Source organism: Clostridium magnum DSM 2767, from assembly GCF_001623875.1.
Lineage (GTDB): Bacteria > Bacillota > Clostridia > Clostridiales > Clostridiaceae > Clostridium_AM > Clostridium_AM magnum.
Map to the genome: position 1 here is coordinate 1,051,382 of NZ_LWAE01000002.1, position 22,256 is coordinate 1,073,637.

The following is a 22,256-nucleotide window of genomic DNA, read 5'->3' on the forward strand; positions in this document are numbered from 1 at the left end:
AAGAATATTAAATGTGAAAATAAATTTAAAGTGAGGTAAATAGATGAGTAAAGTATTATATATTAAAGCAAATGTAAAACCAGAAGGAGCATCAAGAACTTTTAGAATTTCAGATAATTTTGTTGGACAGTACAAAGAACTAAATCCTAGCGATGAAATTATAACTTTAGATTTATACAAAGAAGGTATAGGGTTTCTAACAGAAGAGGGTATTACTCTTCATGCACCAGCACCTGGTGAAGGTAAGGATCATCCAATATTAAAATACGCATATCAGTTTGCCGAAGCAGATAAGTATATAATTGCAGCGCCACTTTGGAATTTAAGTTTTCCGGCAATATTAAAGGCATACATTGATTATATATGTGTTACAGGAATTACATTTAAGTATACAGCAGAGGGACCAGTTGGCTTATGTCAAGGGAAAAAAGCAGTCCATATTGTTGCAAGGGGCGGCGGTGGATACTCTGAAGGACCACTTGCAGCTTATGAGATGGGAGATAGATATTTAAGAACAATATTGGGTTTCCTTGGAATAACTGATTTTACCACAATATCAGCAGAGAAGTTGGATGTTATTGGTGAAGATGTAGAAGTAATTGTAAAAAATGCGATTGAAACAGCAAAAGAAAAGGCAAAAAATTTTTAGTTTTTTAAAAGAGCGGCTGTTGCACTAAGGCACCCATAACCATAACCTTGGCTTATCCCTAGTGTAAGTCAAGGTTATGGTTTAGATATCTACTTAGTGCAACAGCCCCAATTTATTGTATATATCCATTGCTGATGAAGAAAGAGGTTACTATATCTATAAGTATATAAGGTTATGAAAAAATACAAAGGTTCTTAGTTTGCTAACTTTCTGTATTCTGAATGAAATGTATAACTTCAACAAGTTATTAAAATAATATTAATATATTTGAGTTAGGTTAATTACAAGAATTAATTATGGTGGTGAACGTATTGAATAATAGGATAATTATAATTGGTGGGGGCATCGCTGGAATTAGTGCTATAAAGGCAATAAGAGAAGTTGATAGTGAAATTGAAATACACATGATTTCAAATGAGAAGTTTTATCCCTACAATCGATTAAGACTAACTAAGGGCTTATTTGGAAATTTATCAGAGGAAGCTATATTACTTCAAAAGAGAGAGTGGTATGAAGCAAATAGCGTCAAATTATATATAAATAAAGAAGTAACTAGGATAGATGTAGAGGAGCATGAAGTAATTTTAGACGATGACAGTAGACTAAAGTTTAGTAAGTTATTATTAGCATCTGGTGCTCACAATTTTACTCCACCTATTGAGGGGATAGATAAGCAGAATGTTTACACAATTAGGCACCTAGAAGATGCGTGGGTTGTAAAAGATATAGTTCTTGAAAAAAAGAAGCCATTAACAATAGGAGGTGGGATTCAGGGATTAGAAACTGCATGGGAGTTAAATCAACATGGTGCGGAAGTTGCCATTGCTGAAATTCAATCTAGGCTTATGCCTATGCAGCTTGATATAAAGGCATCGCAAATACTTCACAGTATAATAGAAAGTTATAATATAAAAGTATATTTGGAAACGCAGGTACATAAAATACTTGGAGAAAATAGTGTTACAGGAGTAAGTAGAGAGGATGGATTACAGATAAGCTGTGATATGGTAGTTTATAATGCCGGAGTACGTCCAAATATTAAGTATATAAAAGATACTCCTATCAATTTTAATAAGGGAGTAATAGTAAATAATAAGATGGAGACCAGTGTTCAGGATATTTATGCTGCTGGTGATGTAGCTGAGTTTAAGAGCAGAATTTCTGGACTTTGGAATATAGCTATAGAACAAGGGAAGCTTGCAGGGTACAACATGATAGGCATGGATAAAGTCTATAAGGATATTGTTCCGGTAACAACTCTAAATGCATTTGGAATTTCACTATTTTCTATGGGAAATGTAGACGAAGGTAAATGTGATTATTCTTTAATTGAAGAAAGTTCGGAAAATAAGGTCTACAAAAGGATATTTATTCATGAAAATAAAATAGCTGGAGCAATCGTTATTGGGGATACAAAAAAATCGCCTATTTTAAAATCAGCTATAGAAAATCAAATTTTAGTAGATGAATTTGACTTATCTAAGATTTTTATAGAAAGTGAAATTATAACTAGAAAAGAATAAAGTACAGTACTAGGAGGAAAAGAAATGGAAGTTAAATTTTGTGAGAATAATTTTAGTTTTGGTACTGAAAAAGTAGTTAAAGCATTGCAGGAAAATCACCAGAACATCGAAGTTTCGGTGGAGGGATGCTTGGGGTATTGCGGTGACTGTGCAGTAGGACCTTATGCATTGGTTGATGATGAAATGATTCAAGCTGATACAGCAGATGAGCTGTTGAAAAAAATAGAAAATATGATGTGAGTGACTCGTCAATAGTTAATCTAAACTGTAAGTTTTAAAATTATCAAAATAAAAATATTAAAAAAGGAGATATTTATATGGAAAATTCAATGTTTTGCTATCAGTGTGAACAAACAGCTGGAGGAAAGGGATGCACAAAGAGTGGTGTGTGTGGGAAAACACCAGAAATCGCAAATTTACAGGATTTGTTAATATATCAATTAAAGGGTATTTCTTGCTATGCAAAGCCTCTAATTGAACAAGGTAAAATTATAGATAAAGAAATAGTGAAATTTGTAGAGAATGGTTTATTTACAACATTAACAAATGTAAACTTTGATGCAGAAGTCCATGTAAGATTCTTGAAGGAATCACAAAAGATAAAGGAAATATTAAGAGATCAAGCACCAGAAGGCAACTATCCAGATGCAGCTACATACAATTTAAGCGATACAAAGGAAGAGATGTTAAAGGATTCAGTAAAGGCAGGAATTATGTATGATCAAGAACTTGATGCTGATATAAGATCCTTGAGATCAACAATATTATATGGATTAAAAGGGTTAGCTGCTTATGGACATCAAGCTAGGTTTATTAATTACAATAATGACCAAGTAGATAATATATATTTCTTAGGGTTAGAAGCTACTACAAATGATAGCTTGAGCTTGGATGATATGATACGTATGACTATGAGAGTAGGAGATATGAGCGTACAGGTAATGCAGCTTTTAGATGAAGCTAATACTACTAGATACAAAAATCCTTCACCTCATAAAGTAAATGTTAATATTAAAAAAGGACCATTTATTATAGTATCTGGTCACGATTTAAGAGACTTAGAAATGCTCCTTGAGCAAACAGAAGGTAAAGGAATCAATATTTATACCCATGGTGAAATGTTACCATCACATGGATATCCAGAACTTAAAAAATATAAACATTTAGTAGGCAACTTCGGTTCTGCATGGCAAAACCAACAAAAAGAATTCGATGGAATTCCAGGTTGTATTTTAATGACTACTAATTGCTTAATGAGGCCAAGAGAAACATATAAAGATAGGATATTTTCAACAAGTGTCGTAGGTTGGGATGGAATAAAGCATATAGATGTTTCAGAAGACGGAACTAAGGATTTTAGTGAAATAATAAATAAAGCATTAGAATTAGGTGGCTTTAAAGAAGATGAAGAAGAAAAAGAAATACTAGTGGGATTTGGACATCATGCTACACTATCCCATGCAGAAGCTATAGTAAATGCAGTTAAGGAAGGAAAGCTAAGACATTTCTTCTTAATAGGAGGTTGTGACGGAGCTAGACCAGGAAGAAGTTATTATACTGATTTTGCTAAAATGGTTCCAGAGGATTGTGTTATTCTTACTTTAGCTTGTGGAAAGTACAGATTTAATAAATTAGACTTTGGAACAGTAGCTGGATTACCAAGACTATTAGACGTAGGTCAATGTAATGATGCCTATTCAGCAGTTAGAATAGCTACTGCACTTGCAGATGCCTTTGAAACTGATGTAAATTCACTACCACTAACAATTGTACTTTCATGGTATGAACAAAAAGCTGTTGCTGACTTATTGGCATTGTTATCACTTGGAATAAAAGGAATATACTTAGGACCAACTTTACCAGCCTTTATATCTCCAAATGTATTACAGTATCTAGTAGATACCTTTGATATAAAACCAATAAGTACACCAGAGGATGATTTAAAGAGTTCACTTAAACAAACAAACTAAAGTGAAGGTTACTTCAATTTAGTTAGGGCAACTAGTCATGATATAAAATTATTGATGATAAAGAAGAGTTTGCAGCAAATTTTTAACTGTAAACTCTTTTTGTTCTAAGCTTGTTTGATTATTACATTGTGTAAACAGCATTTTAACACTTAAGCAGTTATTATTTATTATCACCTATAAAATATATGGTTTAGCTTAAATATAATAATGGAATAGTACTAATATTATCTAAAAATCCATACTAAAATAAATTGTTGACATTTATATTTGTTTTTACCCACTTTAAGAAGTTGTAGTTTTAAGATATATAATCTTACATAGATATAGCATATGACGTAATCTTCTTTTACGTAGTGACAGTTATAAGATATGTAAATGGTAAATAATGTATTATGACTGTTTTTGCACGAATGTTGGCGCTACCCCTATAACAAGATCTGTTCTTTTTGTGGTGAAAATAATTATTTATATTGAACTGTTGGCTAGATTCATAATATAGGAGCTCCTTAAAGGAATACTATAAAAAATAATGTGAAATAATATAATATAACGAATTTTTTCATTCCATAAACAAAATACTACATGCAAGGATGTGTATAATGTGGAAACCTCAAATCTTCAAGAAAATGTAAACATAATTAAAAATGGCATTGGCCCCAAAAACCCTATAGTAGTAAAAAATATTTTAATTGGAAGTGAACAACCTTTAGAGGCTGTCATTATATATATTAGCGGATTGGTTGATAACAAAATTATTAATGATGACCTTTTACAGCCTTTAATGTTTCAAATACATGAAAATCTAAATAATCATTCAAACTTAGCAGACTACATATGCAAAAGATATATTTCTGTAACTAATACAGAATTAGAGTCTGATATTAATAACATTGTATGTGCATTGCCAAGAGGAAAAACAGCTCTTTTAATAAATGGACTTTCAGACGCAATATTATTAGATACAGCTAAGCTACCTCAGCGTGCAGTAGAAGAACCTAGAAATGAAGTTACAATTAGAGGCTCTAGAGAGGGCTTTATAGAAGATATTGAGGTAAATATAAGTATACTGCGAAGAAGAATACCAGATAAGAACTTGGCAATCGAAAAATTTAGAACTGGAGTACGTTCGCAGACAGATGGGGCAATTTTATATATTCAGGATATAGCAGATCCTGATATAGTTAATCAATTAAAAGATAGAATTAATTCTATAAATGTAGATGAAGTAATATCTATTGGTATGCTACAGCAATATATTGAAAAACATGCCTATTCTATGTTTCCTCAGGTCTATACTACAGAAAGACCGGACGTGATTGAAGCACATCTTATGGCGGGTAAAGTTGCTGTTACTATTGAAGGGACTCCTACCTTAATAACCGTTCCTACTGGATTAATGGAATTTTTTCAAGCAGTAGGAGATTACTATGAAAGAACTATAGTATCCTCCTTTATAAGGATTCTTAGATTTCTTGCTGCCTGTATTGTATTATTTCTACCATCATTATATTTAATTTTATTGAAGTTTAATGCAGAACTTATACCAATAAAATTTCTAACACCCATAATTGAATCAAGAACAGGGATAGCTTTTACACCCTTTGCTGAAATAGTTTCAATGCAAATAATAGGAGAGTTTTTGAGAGAAGGTGGATTAAGGCTTCCAGGGAAGATAGGTCAGACTATAAGTGTTATAGGTGGAATTATTATAGGTGATGCTGCACTTAAAGCAAAAATAGTAAGTCCCTCTACTCTTTTCGTTATAGGAGTAGCAATAGTGTCCAGCTTTTTGATACCAAATTATGATATGGCCTCTGCAATAAGAATTTTACAGTATCCAATGCTGATAAGTGCAAACATTTTGGGTATATATGGTGTATCCATGGTATTGTTTGCACTGATGATTCATCTATTTTCATTAGATAGCTTTGGAGCACCTTATCTAGAATTTAAAAAGAATTATATGAAAGATATTTTTATACGGGCTCCTCTATGGAAATTCAATAAAAGACCTGAAAATACTCCCAATATTAATCCAATAAGACAAACAGATTTTAGAAGTTCATGGAATAAAGAATCAAAAAAGTAATTAAACACCTTTTAAATAAGTTATACAAGAAAGAGTGAAGCATATGAATAAAAATGTAATGGATTTATTAACTCCTAATCAAGTAATGTGTGTATTGATTGGATATACTATGGGAGTAGGTATTTTATCTTTACCAAACTCTCTTGTAAAGGATGCCTATCAAGATGCATGGATATCTGCTGCATTAGGCGGAATATATCCTCTATATATGTCTTTAATAGCAATTTATATAAGCAATAAATTTCCAAAGGATAACATATTAATTTTAAGTAAAAGATTTTATGGGAATTTTATTGGAAGTATATTTAATTTTATATTTTTAACATTCTTTGCAACCAATTTTATTTTCATTGCTTCAGGTTTTAGCAGTTTAAGCAGAGTTTATGCTATTGACTTTTTAGCTCCTGAAAAAGTTGCCTTTTGCACAGTTTTTATTGCTTCATATGCTTCCTATAAAGGCTTAAAGACTTTGGGAAAAATAAATGAGTTTTTATTTTACATACAAATACTTTTAATTTTATCTTCCATAGGAGCAATACATAAAGGAAGCATTTTAAATATTCGCCCTATGTTTCAAAGTAGTTTATGGAATATACTGAAAAGTGTAAAGGAATCAATATTTTCCTATGGCGGTGTTGAAGCTATTTTTTTAATATATCCTTCCATAAATGATTCCAATAAAGTAAATGTTGCCGTTTTAAAATATACAATGATCATAATTATTACGTATGTCTATGTAACCTTTATAACTATATTTTATTATGGTGTAGATATAATTCCAAAAAACTTATGGTCCTTTACCGCAGTCACCGAAAGCTTTAGTATAAGTCCTATAATTAATTTTAGATTTGTATTTATATTTATGTGGATTTTAATGTCTTTAAAACTAGCATCTAACTATTGTTATGCATCACTTATCGTACTAACTGATTTTTTTAAAAAGGTTCCTAAAATACGATTAATTGCCATAATTTATTGTGTTATAGTTTATTTTATTATAAAACTACCAAATGAGACAATAAGGAGACACTATATAGAAATCATTTTTCCTAAATATATAATTTTCACATTTACATACATATCTTTAATAGCTCTACTAATATTCTTTAAGAAAGGTGAAAAAAATGAAAAAAACTAATCTTTTTGCTCTAATAGTTATTTTTTTTACATTTATTTTTTTAGGGTTAGACTTAAATCGTGTTCCTATAGAGGATCTAAGTGTTAAAGCTGGTGGCGGTTTTGATATAGAAAAAACCTCAGGAGGAAATGTCATATATAGAATACCTAATGTCGTGTATATTTTTGAAGAAAATAAACCAGTCTCTAATAAGATACTAATTGGAACAGCCAGCACTGTTGGAGAAACTAGAGAAGATAGAGCAAATAGATTAGATAAAAAAGAAGTTAGTGGTCATGAAAAATGTTATATACTAAGTGACAAAGTGGCCTCTTATGGAATTAAGCCTATATTAAATCTTCTCTATAAAGATAGTCAATTAAATGATATTTGTATATTTGTTGTATGCAAAGGTGAAACCCTTCCATACTTACAATATAACGCTCAAGGATATTCTACTTCCTTGGAGTACATAGAAGCACTAATTAATTCTTCAAAATACTATAATTTTTTTTCAGTGGATTATGACGCAACAAATGTATTTGTACGAGTAGGGGCAGAAGGAAGAAATCTAATATTGCCATACATTGAGCTTAAAGAATCTGGACCGGAAATTGCTGGTTCTGTTATATTTAATAAAGATAAATTAGCAGCTAAGCTTGATATGAAAAATACAAAAATAGCAAATTTACTAAGGTATGATGATGTAAAAGGTTTGCTTACAATACAAAAAAGCCCAAAGGAATATGTAAACTTTTATGCAACCTCCATGCGAAAAGTAAGATGTAAAGTAATAGATGGTAAATATAATTTCTTTATTGATCTAAATATAAAAGGAGAGCCCATTTCAAATGAAATGTATAAAGATATGATAACGGATTTACCTCAAATGGAAAAATTTGAAAAAGATATGGCTCTTGAAGTTGAAAAAATGTGCAATGATTTTATAGAAAAAATGAAGTATGGATATAAGGTTGACTGTCTGGAACTAGGAAGGGTGGCTGCAGCTACAACTGGCAGAAGAACTGGAGAGGATTGGAATAAAGTGATAGTAAATTCTAATATAACGGTAAATGTGTCGATGCATGTTAATCTTCATGGTAGAGGGGATTATTAGGTTATATAAAAACACCAATATAAATGTATCGATGATTTAAACATAATACTCCTATGGTATATTAATCATGAATCTACGATATTTGCATATTGGTAAATAAGAACGAGATTTCAAGAGCAGAAATTTCTGCTCTTTTTTACTTTGATTGGTGATCTTACATATAGGATTGTTTCTATTATGACTTAATAATCGTATCTACGTGTTATCGAATGATTAAGATTATTATTTAGAAAAAGAATTCATTAATCAGCTTTACAATATTAACAAAGTATCCATAAAGATGACATTAAACTGTAATACTTCATATTTAGCATTTATATATAAACTTAGTTAATTATTTATTGTACATATAAAGGATTAAATTTAGGAGGTAATTGAAAATGTTAAAAAGAAGTGTTAAATTAATTGCATCTTTAGCTATTGTAGTATCATCATTAGGTGCAATAGGGGTACAGCCGAGATACGCGGTGCGTCCCGACAGGGCGCATATTCTAGCAGGTGGAACTCCTGTCAAGGTAAGGTTTACCAAATCGCCTTGTATCGAGTCTTGGAGGTGTTGCGGTAACGTAACATTTTAAGCGTAGACAGAAAGCTAGCGAGGTAGAATTGACTGGGTGGTAACCTAGCAGTGAATGGTATTGAGCTTCGAAAATCGGTTGGATGATGTGGCAGAAACGTTCACGTACGTGGAAAGCAACAGTTATTTGTGCGTTAATGCGAGTGCAAATAAACACATCCGGGTTCAGATATCCTACCTAGCTAAATATTGAGAATATGAGGAAACTCTAGGAGGTCCTGACTGGTCTTTTCAAATGAAAAGTATGCAGTACAAACTCAAGAAGTAAGGAAGGTAAAAGCCAGCAAGAAGTCGAATACTCTTATAGTACTTTTGCTCCTTATAGTTTGAAATAAATGGGTAATATTTAGGAAAAGTTAAAAGGTAAAATGGCTAAATAACATGGTTTTGAGGTGTTTTAAAATTATTTAAAATCATATAAGACGAACCAGTTGTTTGTAGGTTTGAAGTCGTTACTACAATATATGTCAATACAATGATTCGTTAAAATCAGGATGATTATATTAGTAGTATACATTAAAGTTTCAACTCATGAGCTGTTAACTATATTCTGTGAAAGATGTTTTTTGAATAATGAACAAAATCTAAGGAGAATGATAATAATGCAACCAATATGTAAAAAAGAATACCTTGAATTGAAACCACCCGAGGTTGGCGATACAGTGGCTGATAAGGATAAAATTGTGAAGGCATTAAAACCCAAATACGGGAATGTATATATTTCTATTTCTACATTAAAATCTTAAGACTTAGGCGGATTTAAAGAAGATGAAGAAGAGAAAGAAATTCTAGTTGGCTTTGGTCATCACGCAACTTTATCTCATGCTGAAGCTATTGGAAATAGAGTTAAGGAAGGAAAGCTAAGACATTTCTTCTTAATAGGAGGTTGTGACGGAGCTAGACCAGGAAGAAGTTATTATACTGATTTTGCTAAAATGGTTCCAGAGGATTGTGTTATTCTTACTTTAGCTTGTGGAAAGTACAGATTTAATAAATTAGACTTTGGAACAGTAGCTGGATTACCAAGACTATTAGACGTAGGTCAATGTAATGATGCCTATTCAGCAGTTAGAATTGCTACAGCACTAGTAGATGCCTTTAATACAGATGTTAATTCTTTATCACTTACCATTGTACTTTTTTGGTATGAGCAGAAGGCTGTTGCTGATTTATTACCACTCTTATCACTTGGAATAAAAGGAATGTACTTAGGACCAACTTTACCAGCCTTTATATCTCCAAATGTATTACAGTATCTAGTAGATACCTTTGATATAAAACCAATAAGTACACCAGAGGATGATTTAAAGAGTTCACTTAAACAAACAAAGTAAAGTGAAGTTTACTTCACTTTAGTTAGGGCAACTAGTCATGATATAAAATTATTGATGATAAAGAAGAGTTTGCAGCAAATTTTTAACTGTAAACTCTTTTTGTTCTAAGCTTGTTTGATTATTACATTGTGTAAATAGCATTTTAATACTTAAGCAGTTATTATTTATTATCACCTATAAAATATATGGTTTAGCTTAAATATAATAATGGAATAGTACTAATATTATCTAAAAATCCATACTAAAATAAATTGTTGACATTTATATTTGTTTTTACCCACTTTAAGAAGTTGTGGTTTTAAGATATATAATCTTACATACATATAGCATATGACGTAATCTTCTTTTACGGAGCAACAGTTATAAGACATATAAATGGTAGATAATGTAGCATGACTGTTTTTACACGTGTAAATCGTTGCTGTACCCCATATTCAATAAATCTAAGTTTAGTGATATTAAACCTTATTAGTGAGTGTTATAAATAATTGCTGTTATATATATTATTAAATATAATAGAATTTTTTTACAGATATAAAGGAAATTTGTAGTCACTTGTAGAATATAATACTTAACTTAGTAATAATGTCATATAACAAATGTTACCAAATCAATTCAATTATTTATGATATTATGTAGCTATATTTAATGTACTAAGACTACGTAGTAAAAGGAACGAAAAGTAAATCCAGAATCTTGATTACATGGAAATAGTACTAATTTAAAAGGAGAGATGATGTATGTTTGGATTATCAAAAAACAATGAAGTAAATGCTTGTGAACCAAATGCAATGTTTTGTTACCAATGCGAGCAAACCCCAATTACAGGTTGTACTAAGTTTGGAGTATGTGGTAAAAATCCTGATATAGCAAGTTTACAAGATATCATGATATTAGGGCTTAAAGGTGTAGCTGCTTATGCAGTTCATGCAAAAGAGCTTGGGGTTTCTGATGAGGAAGTAAACAGCATTACTCAAGAAGCTTTATACACAACACTTACAAATTCAAACTTTAGTTTAGAAGAAAATATAGGAATGGCTTTAAAAGTTGGTACTGCAGCAGTTAAAATAATGGACGTGCTTGATAGAGCTCATACTGCAAAATTAGGTGTTCCAACTCCAGTTACAATATCCCAAGATAAAGTAGAAGGACATTGTATATTAGTAACAGGACATAATCTTTATGCTTTAGAAGAATTATTAAAGCAAACAGAAGGTAAAGGAATTAACATATATACTCACTCAGAAATGCTTCCAGCTCACGGATACCCAGAACTTAAGAAATACACTCACTTAAAGGGTAATGTAGGTAAAGCATGGTATGATCAAAGAAAGTTATTTGAAGAGTTCCCAGGAGCAATACTTGGAACAACAAACTGCTTAATGCCAATAACTACAGGAACTTATGGAGATAGATTCTGGACTTATGGAACTGCAGGTCTTCAAGGTGTTCCAAAGATAATTAACGATGACTTTAGCCCAATCATAGAAAAAGCATTGTCATTAAAGGTTGTTAACAAAGATTCAGATAAAACGCTTACAACAGGTTTCCATCACAGTACAGTTCTAAACATAGCGCCAGAAATAATAGAAGCAGTTAAATCTGGAAAAATAAAGAGATTCTTTCTTATAGCTGGTTGTGATGCTCCAACAAAGGGAAGAGAATACTTCAGAGATTTAGCTCTAGCACTTCCAAAGGAAGCAGTACTTTTAACAACATCTTGTGGAAAGTTCAGATTTAATGATGTTGATTACGGAACAGTACCTGGAACAGATATTCCAAGATTTATCGACCTTGGACAATGTAACAATTCAGGTTCAGCAGTTAAGATAGCTTTAGCTTTAGCAGAAGCTTTCGGATGCACAGTAAATGAACTACCACTTAGCATAGTTTTATCATGGTTCGAGCAAAAGGCCGTTGCAATCCTTCTTGGACTATTTAGCCTGGGAGTTAAGAACATCCATGTAGGACCAAGTGCACCTAAATTTATAACCCCTGGAGTATTAAAGGTATTACAAGATAACTTTAACCTTCAATTAATAAGTGGTGATGCCAAGGCTGACCTTGCTAAATTCATGAACCAATAATAATACTGGTAATGTTCATCAACTACTAATGAACTAAGAAAGAGCCACATAATGGATATTGATTCCAGAATGTGGCCTGTTTTCGTATTAATGATAATGAAAATAAAGTAGCATAAGGAGGATTAAGATGGGATATAAGTTAAACTCAGAAAAGTTTAATGATTTTTTAACCGCAATAGGAGATGAGTATAAGGTTTATGCTCCTATACTTTTAAAAGGTAAGGGTACCTTCTCAGATACAGATACTGTTAGGTATGGACAAGTTAATAAGGTTGAGGAAATAGAATTTAATAAGAAGTCTAATTTTTCACTAAAGGAAGTCATACTTCCAATTACACAAACTATATTCTACTTTACAGAAGATAGTGTAACAGAATCTAAAGTAGATGATAAAAAAGCATTAATATTCTTAAGAAGTTGTGATATACATGCTGTTAAGAGATTGGATCAAATATATTTAAAGAATGGTGCTGAAGATCCATATTACAAGAGATTAAGAGAAAGAGTTAAATTTGTACTTATGGAGTGCGAAAACAGCTTTGAAAACTGTTTCTGTGTAAGTATGGAAAGTAACAAAACAGAAGAATATGATCTATTTGTAAAAGTAGTAGATGGACAAGTTTTTGTTGAATGTAAAGATGAAAGCTTTAAAGGATATTTTGAGGCTTCTGAAAAGTCTGAAGTAAGTCCAAAATTCGTAGAAACTAACGAAAAAGAAGTGAAAGTTCCTGAAAATCTAGATACAAGTGTATTTAATTGGAGTGGATGGAAAGAGTATTCACAAAGATGTATAGCTTGTGGTAGATGTAACACAGTCTGTGGAACCTGTGCTTGCTTTACAATGCAGGATATATTCTACAAGGATAACGAAAAGACTGGAGAAAGAAGAAGAGTCTGGGCTTCATGTCAAGTGGATGGATTTACAGATATGGCTGGCGGACATAGCTTTAGAAAAGATCAAGGTGAAAGAATGAGATTTAAAGTTATGCATAAGATTTATGACTTTAAAAAGAGATTTGGATATCACATGTGTGTAGGTTGTGGAAGATGTGATGATGCCTGTCCAGAGTATATCTCACTTTCAAATTGTATAAATAAATTAAACAACGATATAGAAGAGGTGAAGTAAATGGAGAATATATATTTACCAAAGGCTAGTAAGATAATTAGTATTACGACCCATACAGATATTGATTATACCTTCAGAATGGAATTCACAGGTGATGTAAAGCCTGGCCAATTCTTTGAGGTTTCTATACCTAAATACGGAGAAGCTCCAATATCTGTCTGTGAAATAGGAGAAGGATATATAGATTTAACAATCAGACGTGTCGGGGTAGTTACAGATGTTATTCATACTTTCTTCCCAGGAGATACACTTTTCATGAGAGGACCTTATGGAAATGGATTTGATGTAAATATATATAAGGGAAAAGAAGTTATTGTAGCCGCAGGTGGAACTGGACTAGCTCCAGTTAAAGGAATTGTAGATTATTTTTCAGCTCACAGAGATGAAGTTAAGAACTTAGATCTTTTAGTTGGATTTAAATCACCAGATGATATACTGTTCAAAGAATCCCTAAAAAAATGGAGTGACAATGTAAATGTTACAGTAACTGTAGATAAAGCTGAAGAAGGATATACTGGTAATGTTGGCTTGATTACTACTTATATTAAAGATTTAAAAATTGAAAATATAGAAGAAGCACAAGTGGTAGCTGTTGGTCCTCCAATAATGATAAAATTCACTATAGCTGAGTTTCTTAAAAGAGGAATCAAGGAAGAAAATATTTGGGTTTCCTATGAGAGAAAAATGTGCTGCGGCGTAGGTAAGTGTGGACACTGTAAAATGGATGATACTTATATCTGTTTAGAAGGACCAGTGTTTAACTATACTAAGGCTAAACATTTAATGGATTAAAGGGGGGAAAAGTATGTCTATAGATATTAATACAAAAAAGTTGAAAAAGAATGCATTTAGAGTGACAAAGGAAAGAGGAAAAACTGCAATAAGAATAAGAGTTCCTGGTGGCCATATGGAAGCAAAGCACTTTGAAGTATTACAAAAGGTTGCTGAAGAATATGGAAATGGAACTGTTCATATAACTACCAGACAGGGCTTTGAAATACCAGGAATAGATATGAGAAATATTCCTAAGATAAATGAATTAATACAATCTGTAGTAGAAGGTTTAGAAATAAACCAAGTAGATCCAAATACAGGTTATCCTGCATCTGGTACAAGAAATGTGTCAGCTTGTATAGGAAATAATGTCTGTCCTTTTGCCAATTATAATACATCTGCTTTTGCAAAGAAAATGGAAAAAGCAATTTTTCCTAATGATCGTCATGTGAAAATTGCTTTTACAGGATGTCCAAATGATTGTATAAAAACTAGAATGCAAGACTTTGGAATTATAGGAATGACTGAACCGCAATATGACAGTTACAGATGTATAGGGTGTCAAGCCTGTGTTAAGAACTGTAAGAAGAGATCTACAGGAGCATTATCTTTTGAAAATTTTAAGGTTGTAAGAGACCATGATAAGTGTATTGGCTGTGGAGAATGCGTTGGAAAATGCCCAACAGGCGCATGGACAAGAAGTGATGAAAAATACTTTAAGCTAGTTATGATGGGAAGAACAGGAAAGAAAAACCCAAGACTAGCTCAAGACTTTGCTAAGTGGATAGATGAAGAGAGTATAATAAAAATTGTATTAAACACTTATGATTTTATAGAAGAGTATATTGATAAAGATGCGCCGTTAGGTAAAGAGCATATTGGATACATTATAGACAGAACTGGATATCAAGAATACAAGAAATGGGCATTAAAAGATGTAAGCCTAGGAAATAAAGTTGAGATAAAAGATAATATTTATTGGTAATAGCCGATTTAAGGAACGGCCACTAACGCCCGTTTTTTAATTATGGGCTTTAGCCTGTTGAGCGATAGCGAAACATTAAACCACCTGCTTTGCGGGTGGAGGACAAAGGGTTATACCATCAAAAAAACATAGCAAGAAAATAGCTTAAGTTTAGATATTACATTCAGCTTTTGAAAAAATACGAAAGTTACCTGTAAACATAAAAGTAGTAAAATTCAATACTGCAGTTCAGAACTTAATGCTATCTAAATCAGATTTTTGAATTTACATCAAGAGTTTGATTAAAGCATATGCACCAAGGCTTGAACAAAGTGAAAGCCAGCGCCTTTAGACGCTAGCTAGAGAAACAAGACTTGCTGCCTCAGAACAAGCCACCCATTTCATGGGTGGTTCTGACTGAAAAAAAGTGAGTGGGGAATTTTAAGATTTAAAGCTTGGATTTATTGATTTTTATATTGGACATACAAACCTCTATGTTTTTTGGAATTAGAGGTTTGCACAAATGGCGATAGTAAATTAATATTTAAAACAAAAAATCTTTGATATATGGACTTATAATAACAGAAGCCACCATAAAGAGAGAGGATGTTAGTTTGAAGTTTAGTCTTTATGGTATAAGTGAAGAATTACTTGATAAATTAAACTTTGAAAGTCAGCTTGGTAAAGGCGTAAAGAATACTCTAAAAAAATTTGAGAAAGATGATTTAGTTAATGAAATAATTGACTTAAAAGAATTTTATGAAAGTACTGATTTACTAAAAGGTATGAATTTTGTTTATAGGGTAAAATGTATACAATAACGTTTGCCAAAATATTACAAATACAATCCGCATATAAGGCGACAATTCTAGTAAATTGAACGATTTATTTTGAAATGGGAATATGTTTCCTAACACGACATATGTTGTGTGAGTAATGTTTGATAGAGAGGAAAACCCAGGAACTCTGAATTTAATACTAGTTTTTTATTAAATTTTCAACTCATGAGCTGTCACCTGTATTCTGTGAAAGATGTTTTTTGAATAATGAACAAAATCTAAGGAGAATGATAATAATGAAACCAATATGTAAAAAAGAATACCTTGAATTGAAACCACCAGAGGTTGGCGATACAGTGGCTGATAAGGATAGAATTGTGAAGGCATTAAAACCCAAATACGGGAATGTATATATTTCTATTTCTACATTAAAATCTTATTACAAGCTGTTAAGAAATTTTGACTGGAAACTAACTGTCACAATGGTTCAAAATGGTTATTGTTGGGAAATTATTATAATAGAAACTGGAAATACTACAGATAAGAATTTTGCCTATGCGGCGGATCTTGGAAGCACAACTGTTGTCATGCAATTAGTTGATCTAAACTCTGGAAATGTACTATGTGAAGAAAGCATATTAAATCATCAAGCCACCTATGGCGCAGATATACTCAGCAGAATCTTTTATGTGAAGGATAACGAAGAGCATTTAAAGGAAATCCAGCAAGCTACACTGAATAATTTTAGGGAACTTATGGATAAGATTCATTCCTTTACAGGAATTTCCCCATCAGAATGTGGAGCTTTGATCATTGGGGGAAATACAACAATGATCCATTTTCTGTTTGGTATTGATCCATGGTTTATATTCTATACACCATATACTCCTTCTTTCAACAGATGCGACTTTATTTCAGGGAGAGATATTGGACTGCCTTTTAGGGGATTGGTTTATTGCTTTCCTTCTGTAGCTAATTATCTTGGGGGAGATATCATCAGCGGATTGTTAACTACTCAGATTCATAAAGAAAGTGAATTGTCTTTGTACATGGATATTGGGACAAATGGTGAAATGATTTTGGGGAATAATGAATTTATGATTGGAGTAGCAGGAGCCGCGGGACCAGCTCTTGAAGGCGGTATAAGCAAACAAGGCATGAGAGCTAGTAGGGGAGCTGTAGATTCCGTTAGAATTGTTAACAATGAGATGATCATTACCACTATAGAGAATGCAAAACCAATAGGTATATGCGGTTCAGGAATTGTTGATCTTCTAGCTGAGATGCTTCTTGAGGGTTGGATTGATCACTCAGGTAGATTTGTTCCTGGCAAATCAGACCGTATCCTTTTAAGAGAAGGAGAATATGTAGTAATATATGCATGGGAAAATGAGTCCGGTTCCGGTGAAGAGCTTTTATTCAGCCAAACAGATATTTTAAGTTTCATGGATACAAAAGCTGCGGCAAACACCATGGTAGAATTTTTATTAGATGAACTAGGAATTGGACCTCAAGAGATAAATCGGATATATATGGCAGGAGCTTTTGGTACTTATATTAATCTAGAATCTGCAATTACTATTGGTCTATATCCGGACCTACCTAGAGAACGATTTATTCAAGTAGGCAATGGTTCACTGAAAGGAGCTTGCATGCTACTCAAAGATGCCGAAGAATTATTAGCAGTCGAAAGTATAGTTAATAATATAGTTTACCTGCAGCTGGGAGAAGCTAAAGATTTCATATCAAAAATGTCTGCAGCTAAATTCTTACCACATACTGATTTTACATTATACCCAACTGTTATGGAAAATATAAAACGCAGGAGATGTTAACGCTGACCTTGCTAAATTTATAGGCTAACAATTCATCTTGTTTATAAGCTGCAATAAGTTAGAAGTCAAAAAATAAATTATTAGTAGTGAAGAGCCAAGGATAATTTTTTATTCCTGGCTCTTCATTTGTTTAATCTTTATAACCAATTAGGTAGCTTTCTCAGAATTCATTTGTCATTAAATTATTTGTAAATATATTTTAGTATTTTATAAGAAAGATTGTGCATCATCTGATACCTTGCTTTGAGTATATCTGTATACCTTCTTTTTATCATCTCCAACATATAAAACATTATCAACTGCTGAGTATTTTAGCTGACCATCAGCATCTAAATATTCTTTTGAAATACATCTGCCCTTAATATTAGCTAAGATGTTAGTAATACCTCTATAGTAATCTCTTTCTATCACATCTGTTAAAGTACACTCAATGGCAATAGGACATTCTTCAATAATCGGCGCATTCACTAGTTTTGATTTAACAGGTGTTAAATTAACCATATCAAATTTTTTGCACTCATATCCAGAATTAGCACCACAAAAATCTATTTCTTTCATGAGTGAATTGTCCGGTATATTAATTACAAAATCTTTAACTTCTTTAATCTGATTAATTGCATATCCTTTTCGGCTAAAGCCCAAAACAACCATATCCATAAGTGTGAATGATGATGAAAGTGTAGTTACATTTGGATTTCCATCCTTATCATAAAAGCTTATAAGAATAACAGGGAATCCATAATACAATTTGCTATAGTCAACATTTATCTTTTTGATTTTACATTCCTCCTTAGGTTCCAATTACATATTTTATTTAGTCAAAGTTTAAAATTATTTTACTAACAAATCTAAGGCTTGTTTTAAATCATCTATTATATCTTCCACATCTTCAAGACCTATAGCTAGTCTTACTAATCCATCCTTAATTCCAGCAGCTAATCTTTCTTCTTTTGAACATACTGAATGACTCATAGAAGCGGGGTGTTGGATTAAGGTCTCTGTATCTCCTAAGCTTACAGCTAATCTGCAGAGTTTTAAGTTATTCATTAAAGCTCGTCCGCTGTCTACTCCTCCAATAAGCTCAAAAGCAATTATTGCGCCTGGTAAGTTCATTTGGCTTTTATAAAGTTCATATTGTTCAAAACTCTCAAGGCCAGGATAATATACTTTATCTATTGCTGGATGTTTTTCTAAAAATTCAGCAACCGCTATTGCATTAGAGCAGTGTTTTTCCATTCTTATGGGTAATGTCTTTAAGCCTCTTATTAATAGATATGAATCAAAGGGACTTAAAATTGCACCAGTTAATTTTTGAAGTCCAAGTTTAGCTTCATTTATAAATTCCCTTGAACCAAGAATAAAACCAGCAACTACATCTCCATGGCCATTCAAAAATTTTGTTCCGGAATGTAAAACAACATCAGCTGCTAATTCAAGTGGCCTTTGTATATAAGGGGTGCAAAAAGTATTGTCAACCATAACAATACAACCTTTATTTTTATGAGCAATTTTAGATATAGCTTTGATATCACTAATCTTCAAGGTTGGATTAGCTGGTGTTTCAATATAAACAACTCTTGTATTTTCTTTCATAGCTTTTCGTACATTCTCTGGGTTAGCCATGTCCACAAAATCAATTTCTACGCCATATTTTTTTAATCCATTATTTAATAAAGCAGAAGTATCTCCATAAATTGTTTCACCTGATATTACATGATCTCCAGCCTTTAAAGTTGTCCATAATGCAGTGGAGATAGCTCCTAGGCCAGAAGCTGCTGAAATGCATGCCTCTGCACCTTCAAGTAATGCAAGCTTTTCTTCTAGCACTGCATTTGTTGGGTTTCCAAATCTAGTGTATCTATATCCGACTTCATCACCTGAAAAAATTCTTCCACCTTGCTCTGCAGTGTCAAATATAAATGTAGATGTTTGATAAATCGGTGTTGCAGCAGAACCTACATCATTTTTCTTATTGCCACCATGTATTGCTTTTGTTGAAAAGCCTAAGTTATTTAAAATATTCTCATCCAAATTTCAATTCACTCCTTAACAATCAATATAAAATGAAAAACCCCTTGAATTTTTATTGATTTTATAATAGCATAACATTATATATTAGTAAAATTGAATTATTTGAAGTATTAATTCAATATTATTGAAGTGTGAAAACAAGGAGTTTTAATATGGAACTTAGGCAGCTAATAACATTTTATAAAATTACTCAATTTAAAAGTTTTATAAAGGCAGCAGAGAGTCTTGGATATGCTCAATCTACAATTACGACACAAATTCAACTTTTGGAAAAAGAACTCGGAATAAAATTATTTGAAAAGATTGGACGGAATATGGAACTAACCTCGAAGGGTTTAATTTTTCTTGAATATGCTGAAAAAATAGTAAATCTTGCATATGAAGCTAAAGAGGCAGTAGTTGATAAAGACACTCTAAAAGGAACACTAAAAATTGGTGTTGTTGAATCACTTTGTACAATTAAGCTTCCAGAATTACTTAAGGATTTTCATATGAAGTATCCAGAGGTAGAAGTAATTATAAAAATAGGCACTTGCACTGACCTACAAAACATGTTAAAAAATAATGCTGTTGATTTGATTTTTACCTTAGGTGAGGTGATAAAAGATTCAGATTTAATTTCATGTATGTGCTATAAAGAAAATATGGCAATTTTAGCATCTCCATTAAATAGACTAAAAGGCAAATTGAAACTTACATTAAGAGATATATCAGAGGAATCATTAATTCTTACTGAAAAAGGATGCAGCTACAGAAGTGTTTTTGAATTAATGTTCCATAAAGAAGGTTTGCAGCCTCATTTAGCTTTGGAGATAGGAAGTATTGAAACTATTAAAAATTTTGTTATGAATAACCTAGGAATTACTTTATTGCCTATTATGACTGTAGAAGATGAACTATCTAAAGGAAATTTAGTAAAATTAGATTTGGTTGGCTGCGACTTTAATATGATGACACAAGTTTTGTATCATAAAAACAAATGGCTGACACCTGCAATGGATGCATTTATAGAGGAATTAATAAAATAATCTGAGGCATCCTTTTTGTTTTGCCTTTAAGTTAATCTCGAATAATTGAAGGTTTGGAGGAATGTGATTTGAATCACATTCCTTTTAAGCGTAATAATTTAAAATATGGTAGCAAACATTTTTTAAGTATCATTATTATAACTTTGCTATTAGAACAGGTTAACAGTGAGCAAAACAAGTATTAAAACGATATAAGGTATAATTCTTAAGAAAATTTTAAAAATATTTAATATATGGAATAATTTGGGGGAAAAATGAATGAACTTATTTAAAAATAAGAAACTTAAAAATTTAGATGATAAGCAAGTAAGAGATAATGAAGAAAGAAAAAAGAAGACAAAACAATTACAGTATGAAACTAATGATTTTATTCAAAAGATGAGCAAGTTGTTAGCTGGGACTGTAAAACAGCACCATATGGTAGACGATCAACATGATGTCTTAGAAAAGCTTGCTGATGAAGTAAAAGTACATATGAGTGAAATTTCTAGTTTAACAGAAAATACTAATGACTTAACAGATAAATTATATTCAGAGGGGAATAACCTTATAGAAATTACAAAAGATACAGTTAAGAAATCATATGAAGGTAAAAATGCTATTGAAGAAATTGTAGAAATAGTAAGATCCTTAGAAAATGAGAATAGGAATAATGCTAAAAACATAAATGAATTGGCAAGAGGATTTTCCAAAGTGAATGAAGTTATACAGCTAATAACAAATATAGCAAATCGAACAAATATACTAGCTTTAAATGCATCGATAGAAGCAGCTAGAGCAGGAGAGCATGGAAAAGGTTTTGCTATAGTTGCAGGCGAAATAAGAAACCTAGCGGAAATGACCAAGCAAAGCACTAAGGATATTTCTGTATTAATAGGTGGTATAGAGAATGAAACAAAGGTTGTCTTAAATAATTCTGATAAATCAAAAGAAGTTATTGCTAAAGGAGTTAATACTTCAGGAAATGCAACAGAAAAGATAGAAGAAAGTTTATCTTCTATAGCAAAAGTTGAGCAGGAAGTAAGAGAAGTAATGAAGATTTTAATAAATCAAAAACGCCATATCGAAAACATGAGTAAAGAAATAATGAATGTTGATGAAATATTAAAAATAACCTCAAAAACTATAATAAATCATATAGAAGAGGCAAGCATTGTAGACAGGCAGTTGGAAGAAACAAAAGTACAATTAGAATCTTATAGTAAAAAGGTAATATAGTAAGATTAAATTTAGTACAATGCATATGTTACTTG

At 31.8% G+C, this 22,256-nt stretch carries 19 protein-coding genes and 1 pseudogene; 18 read left to right on the forward strand and 2 right to left on the reverse strand.

The features are described from left to right. The first annotated feature begins 43 nt into the window (after window positions 1–43). From CLMAG_RS12320 to CLMAG_RS12390, 16 genes and pseudogenes are all read left to right on the forward strand, one after another. Entirely contained in the window at window positions 44–649 is a 606-nt protein-coding gene (locus tag CLMAG_RS12320; RefSeq protein ID WP_066622466.1) for an FMN-dependent NADH-azoreductase, read from the forward strand. Window positions 650–951: 302 nt separating this feature from the next. After that, a complete protein-coding gene (locus tag CLMAG_RS12325; RefSeq protein ID WP_423231074.1) occupies window positions 952–2,172 on the forward strand; it encodes an NAD(P)/FAD-dependent oxidoreductase in 1,221 nt (406 codons plus the stop codon). A 24-nt stretch (window positions 2,173–2,196) separates the two neighbouring features. Beyond that, window positions 2,197–2,412, forward strand: a complete 216-nt coding sequence (locus CLMAG_RS12330) for a YuzB family protein (RefSeq protein ID WP_066622470.1) — start codon at window positions 2,197–2,199, stop codon at window positions 2,410–2,412. Window positions 2,413–2,489: 77 nt separating this feature from the next. Then, the gene (gene hcp / locus CLMAG_RS12335) at window positions 2,490–4,142 is read left to right on the forward strand and encodes a hydroxylamine reductase (RefSeq protein ID WP_066622472.1); all 1,653 of its coding nucleotides are present in this window, start codon (window positions 2,490–2,492) and stop codon (window positions 4,140–4,142) included. Window positions 4,143–4,743: 601 nt separating this feature from the next. Then, window positions 4,744–6,231, forward strand: coding sequence for a spore germination protein (locus CLMAG_RS12340; RefSeq protein WP_242873014.1), 1,488 nt, complete (start codon window positions 4,744–4,746; stop codon window positions 6,229–6,231). 43 nt (window positions 6,232–6,274) lie between these two features. Further along, the gene (locus CLMAG_RS12345) at window positions 6,275–7,369 is read left to right on the forward strand and encodes a GerAB/ArcD/ProY family transporter (protein WP_066622473.1); all 1,095 of its coding nucleotides are present in this window, start codon (window positions 6,275–6,277) and stop codon (window positions 7,367–7,369) included. Continuing rightward, on the forward strand, window positions 7,356–8,465 hold the full coding sequence (locus CLMAG_RS12350; RefSeq protein WP_066622475.1) for a Ger(x)C family spore germination C-terminal domain-containing protein: 1,110 nt from the start codon (window positions 7,356–7,358) through the stop codon (window positions 8,463–8,465). Before CLMAG_RS12345 ends, CLMAG_RS12350 begins: the two co-directional genes overlap by 14 nt. A gap of 380 nt (window positions 8,466–8,845) precedes the next feature. Continuing rightward, entirely contained in the window at window positions 8,846–9,043 is a 198-nt protein-coding gene (locus CLMAG_RS12355) for a hypothetical protein (RefSeq protein WP_066622477.1), read from the forward strand. A gap of 592 nt (window positions 9,044–9,635) precedes the next feature. Further along, window positions 9,636–9,788, forward strand: coding sequence for a hypothetical protein (locus tag CLMAG_RS34320; protein ID WP_423231075.1), 153 nt, complete (start codon window positions 9,636–9,638; stop codon window positions 9,786–9,788). Then, window positions 9,789–10,376, forward strand: a pseudogene (locus tag CLMAG_RS12360) (anaerobic carbon-monoxide dehydrogenase catalytic subunit); the annotation flags it as partial. 791 nt (window positions 10,377–11,167) lie between these two features. Continuing rightward, window positions 11,168–12,463 (forward strand): hydroxylamine reductase, encoded by a 1,296-nt coding sequence (gene hcp / locus CLMAG_RS12365; protein WP_082831921.1) that lies wholly within the window; start codon window positions 11,168–11,170, stop codon window positions 12,461–12,463. 127 nt (window positions 12,464–12,590) lie between these two features. Further along, the gene (gene asrA, locus CLMAG_RS12370) at window positions 12,591–13,592 is read left to right on the forward strand and encodes an anaerobic sulfite reductase subunit AsrA (RefSeq protein WP_066622485.1); all 1,002 of its coding nucleotides are present in this window, start codon (window positions 12,591–12,593) and stop codon (window positions 13,590–13,592) included. Then, the gene (gene asrB / locus CLMAG_RS12375; protein ID WP_066622487.1) at window positions 13,593–14,384 is read left to right on the forward strand and encodes an anaerobic sulfite reductase subunit AsrB; all 792 of its coding nucleotides are present in this window, start codon (window positions 13,593–13,595) and stop codon (window positions 14,382–14,384) included. It begins immediately after the preceding gene. A gap of 19 nt (window positions 14,385–14,403) precedes the next feature. Further along, window positions 14,404–15,351, forward strand: a complete 948-nt coding sequence (asrC, locus tag CLMAG_RS12380) for a sulfite reductase subunit C (RefSeq protein ID WP_201787651.1) — start codon at window positions 14,404–14,406, stop codon at window positions 15,349–15,351. Window positions 15,352–15,944: 593 nt separating this feature from the next. Then, complete coding sequence (locus CLMAG_RS12385; protein ID WP_066622491.1) at window positions 15,945–16,151, forward strand: hypothetical protein; 207 nt, start codon at window positions 15,945–15,947, stop codon at window positions 16,149–16,151. Window positions 16,152–16,396: 245 nt separating this feature from the next. Next, window positions 16,397–17,944, forward strand: a complete 1,548-nt coding sequence (locus tag CLMAG_RS12390) for an ASKHA domain-containing protein (RefSeq protein ID WP_278330415.1) — start codon at window positions 16,397–16,399, stop codon at window positions 17,942–17,944. A 207-nt stretch (window positions 17,945–18,151) separates the two neighbouring features. On the opposite strand, the gene CLMAG_RS12395 is transcribed toward CLMAG_RS12390, so the two are convergent. After that, complete coding sequence (locus CLMAG_RS12395; protein ID WP_242873015.1) at window positions 18,152–18,745, reverse strand: flavin reductase family protein; 594 nt, start codon at window positions 18,743–18,745, stop codon at window positions 18,152–18,154. Between the two features lie 30 nt (window positions 18,746–18,775). Beyond that, window positions 18,776–19,975 (reverse strand): aminotransferase class V-fold PLP-dependent enzyme, encoded by a 1,200-nt coding sequence (locus tag CLMAG_RS12400; protein ID WP_066622495.1) that lies wholly within the window; start codon window positions 19,973–19,975, stop codon window positions 18,776–18,778. Between the two features lie 152 nt (window positions 19,976–20,127). On the opposite strand from CLMAG_RS12400, the gene CLMAG_RS12405 reads away from it, so the two are divergent. Together CLMAG_RS12405 and CLMAG_RS12410 are read left to right on the forward strand one after the other, a co-directional pair. Then, entirely contained in the window at window positions 20,128–21,003 is an 876-nt protein-coding gene (locus tag CLMAG_RS12405; RefSeq protein WP_066622497.1) for a LysR family transcriptional regulator, read from the forward strand. A gap of 258 nt (window positions 21,004–21,261) precedes the next feature. Further along, window positions 21,262–22,221 carry a methyl-accepting chemotaxis protein gene (locus CLMAG_RS12410; protein ID WP_066622498.1) on the forward strand — a complete coding sequence of 320 codons (960 nt, stop codon included), beginning with the start codon at window positions 21,262–21,264 and terminating at the stop codon, window positions 22,219–22,221. Window positions 22,222–22,256 lie beyond the last annotated feature (35 nt).

What these genes read in the sequence shown, in the direction of transcription:
- CLMAG_RS12350 (WP_066622475.1), top strand. Translation starts at nt 7,356, where the DNA reads ATGAAAAAAACTAATCTTTTTGCTCTAATAGTTATTTTTTTTACATTT.
- CLMAG_RS12345 (WP_066622473.1), top strand. Translation starts at nt 6,275, where the DNA reads ATGAATAAAAATGTAATGGATTTATTAACTCCTAATCAAGTAATGTGT.
- CLMAG_RS12390 (WP_278330415.1), top strand. Translation starts at nt 16,397, where the DNA reads ATGATAATAATGAAACCAATATGTAAAAAAGAATACCTTGAATTGAAA.
- CLMAG_RS12405 (WP_066622497.1), top strand. Translation starts at nt 20,128, where the DNA reads ATGGAACTTAGGCAGCTAATAACATTTTATAAAATTACTCAATTTAAA.
- asrA (WP_066622485.1), top strand. Translation starts at nt 12,591, where the DNA reads ATGGGATATAAGTTAAACTCAGAAAAGTTTAATGATTTTTTAACCGCA.
- hcp (WP_066622472.1), top strand. Translation starts at nt 2,490, where the DNA reads ATGGAAAATTCAATGTTTTGCTATCAGTGTGAACAAACAGCTGGAGGA.
- CLMAG_RS12330 (WP_066622470.1), top strand. Translation starts at nt 2,197, where the DNA reads ATGGAAGTTAAATTTTGTGAGAATAATTTTAGTTTTGGTACTGAAAAA.
- CLMAG_RS34320 (WP_423231075.1), top strand. Translation starts at nt 9,636, where the DNA reads ATGATAATAATGCAACCAATATGTAAAAAAGAATACCTTGAATTGAAA.
- hcp (WP_082831921.1), top strand. Translation starts at nt 11,168, where the DNA reads ATGTTTTGTTACCAATGCGAGCAAACCCCAATTACAGGTTGTACTAAG.
- CLMAG_RS12320 (WP_066622466.1), top strand. Translation starts at nt 44, where the DNA reads ATGAGTAAAGTATTATATATTAAAGCAAATGTAAAACCAGAAGGAGCA.
- CLMAG_RS12355 (WP_066622477.1), top strand. Translation starts at nt 8,846, where the DNA reads ATGTTAAAAAGAAGTGTTAAATTAATTGCATCTTTAGCTATTGTAGTA.
- CLMAG_RS12410 (WP_066622498.1), top strand. Translation starts at nt 21,262, where the DNA reads ATGAACTTATTTAAAAATAAGAAACTTAAAAATTTAGATGATAAGCAA.
- asrB (WP_066622487.1), top strand. Translation starts at nt 13,593, where the DNA reads ATGGAGAATATATATTTACCAAAGGCTAGTAAGATAATTAGTATTACG.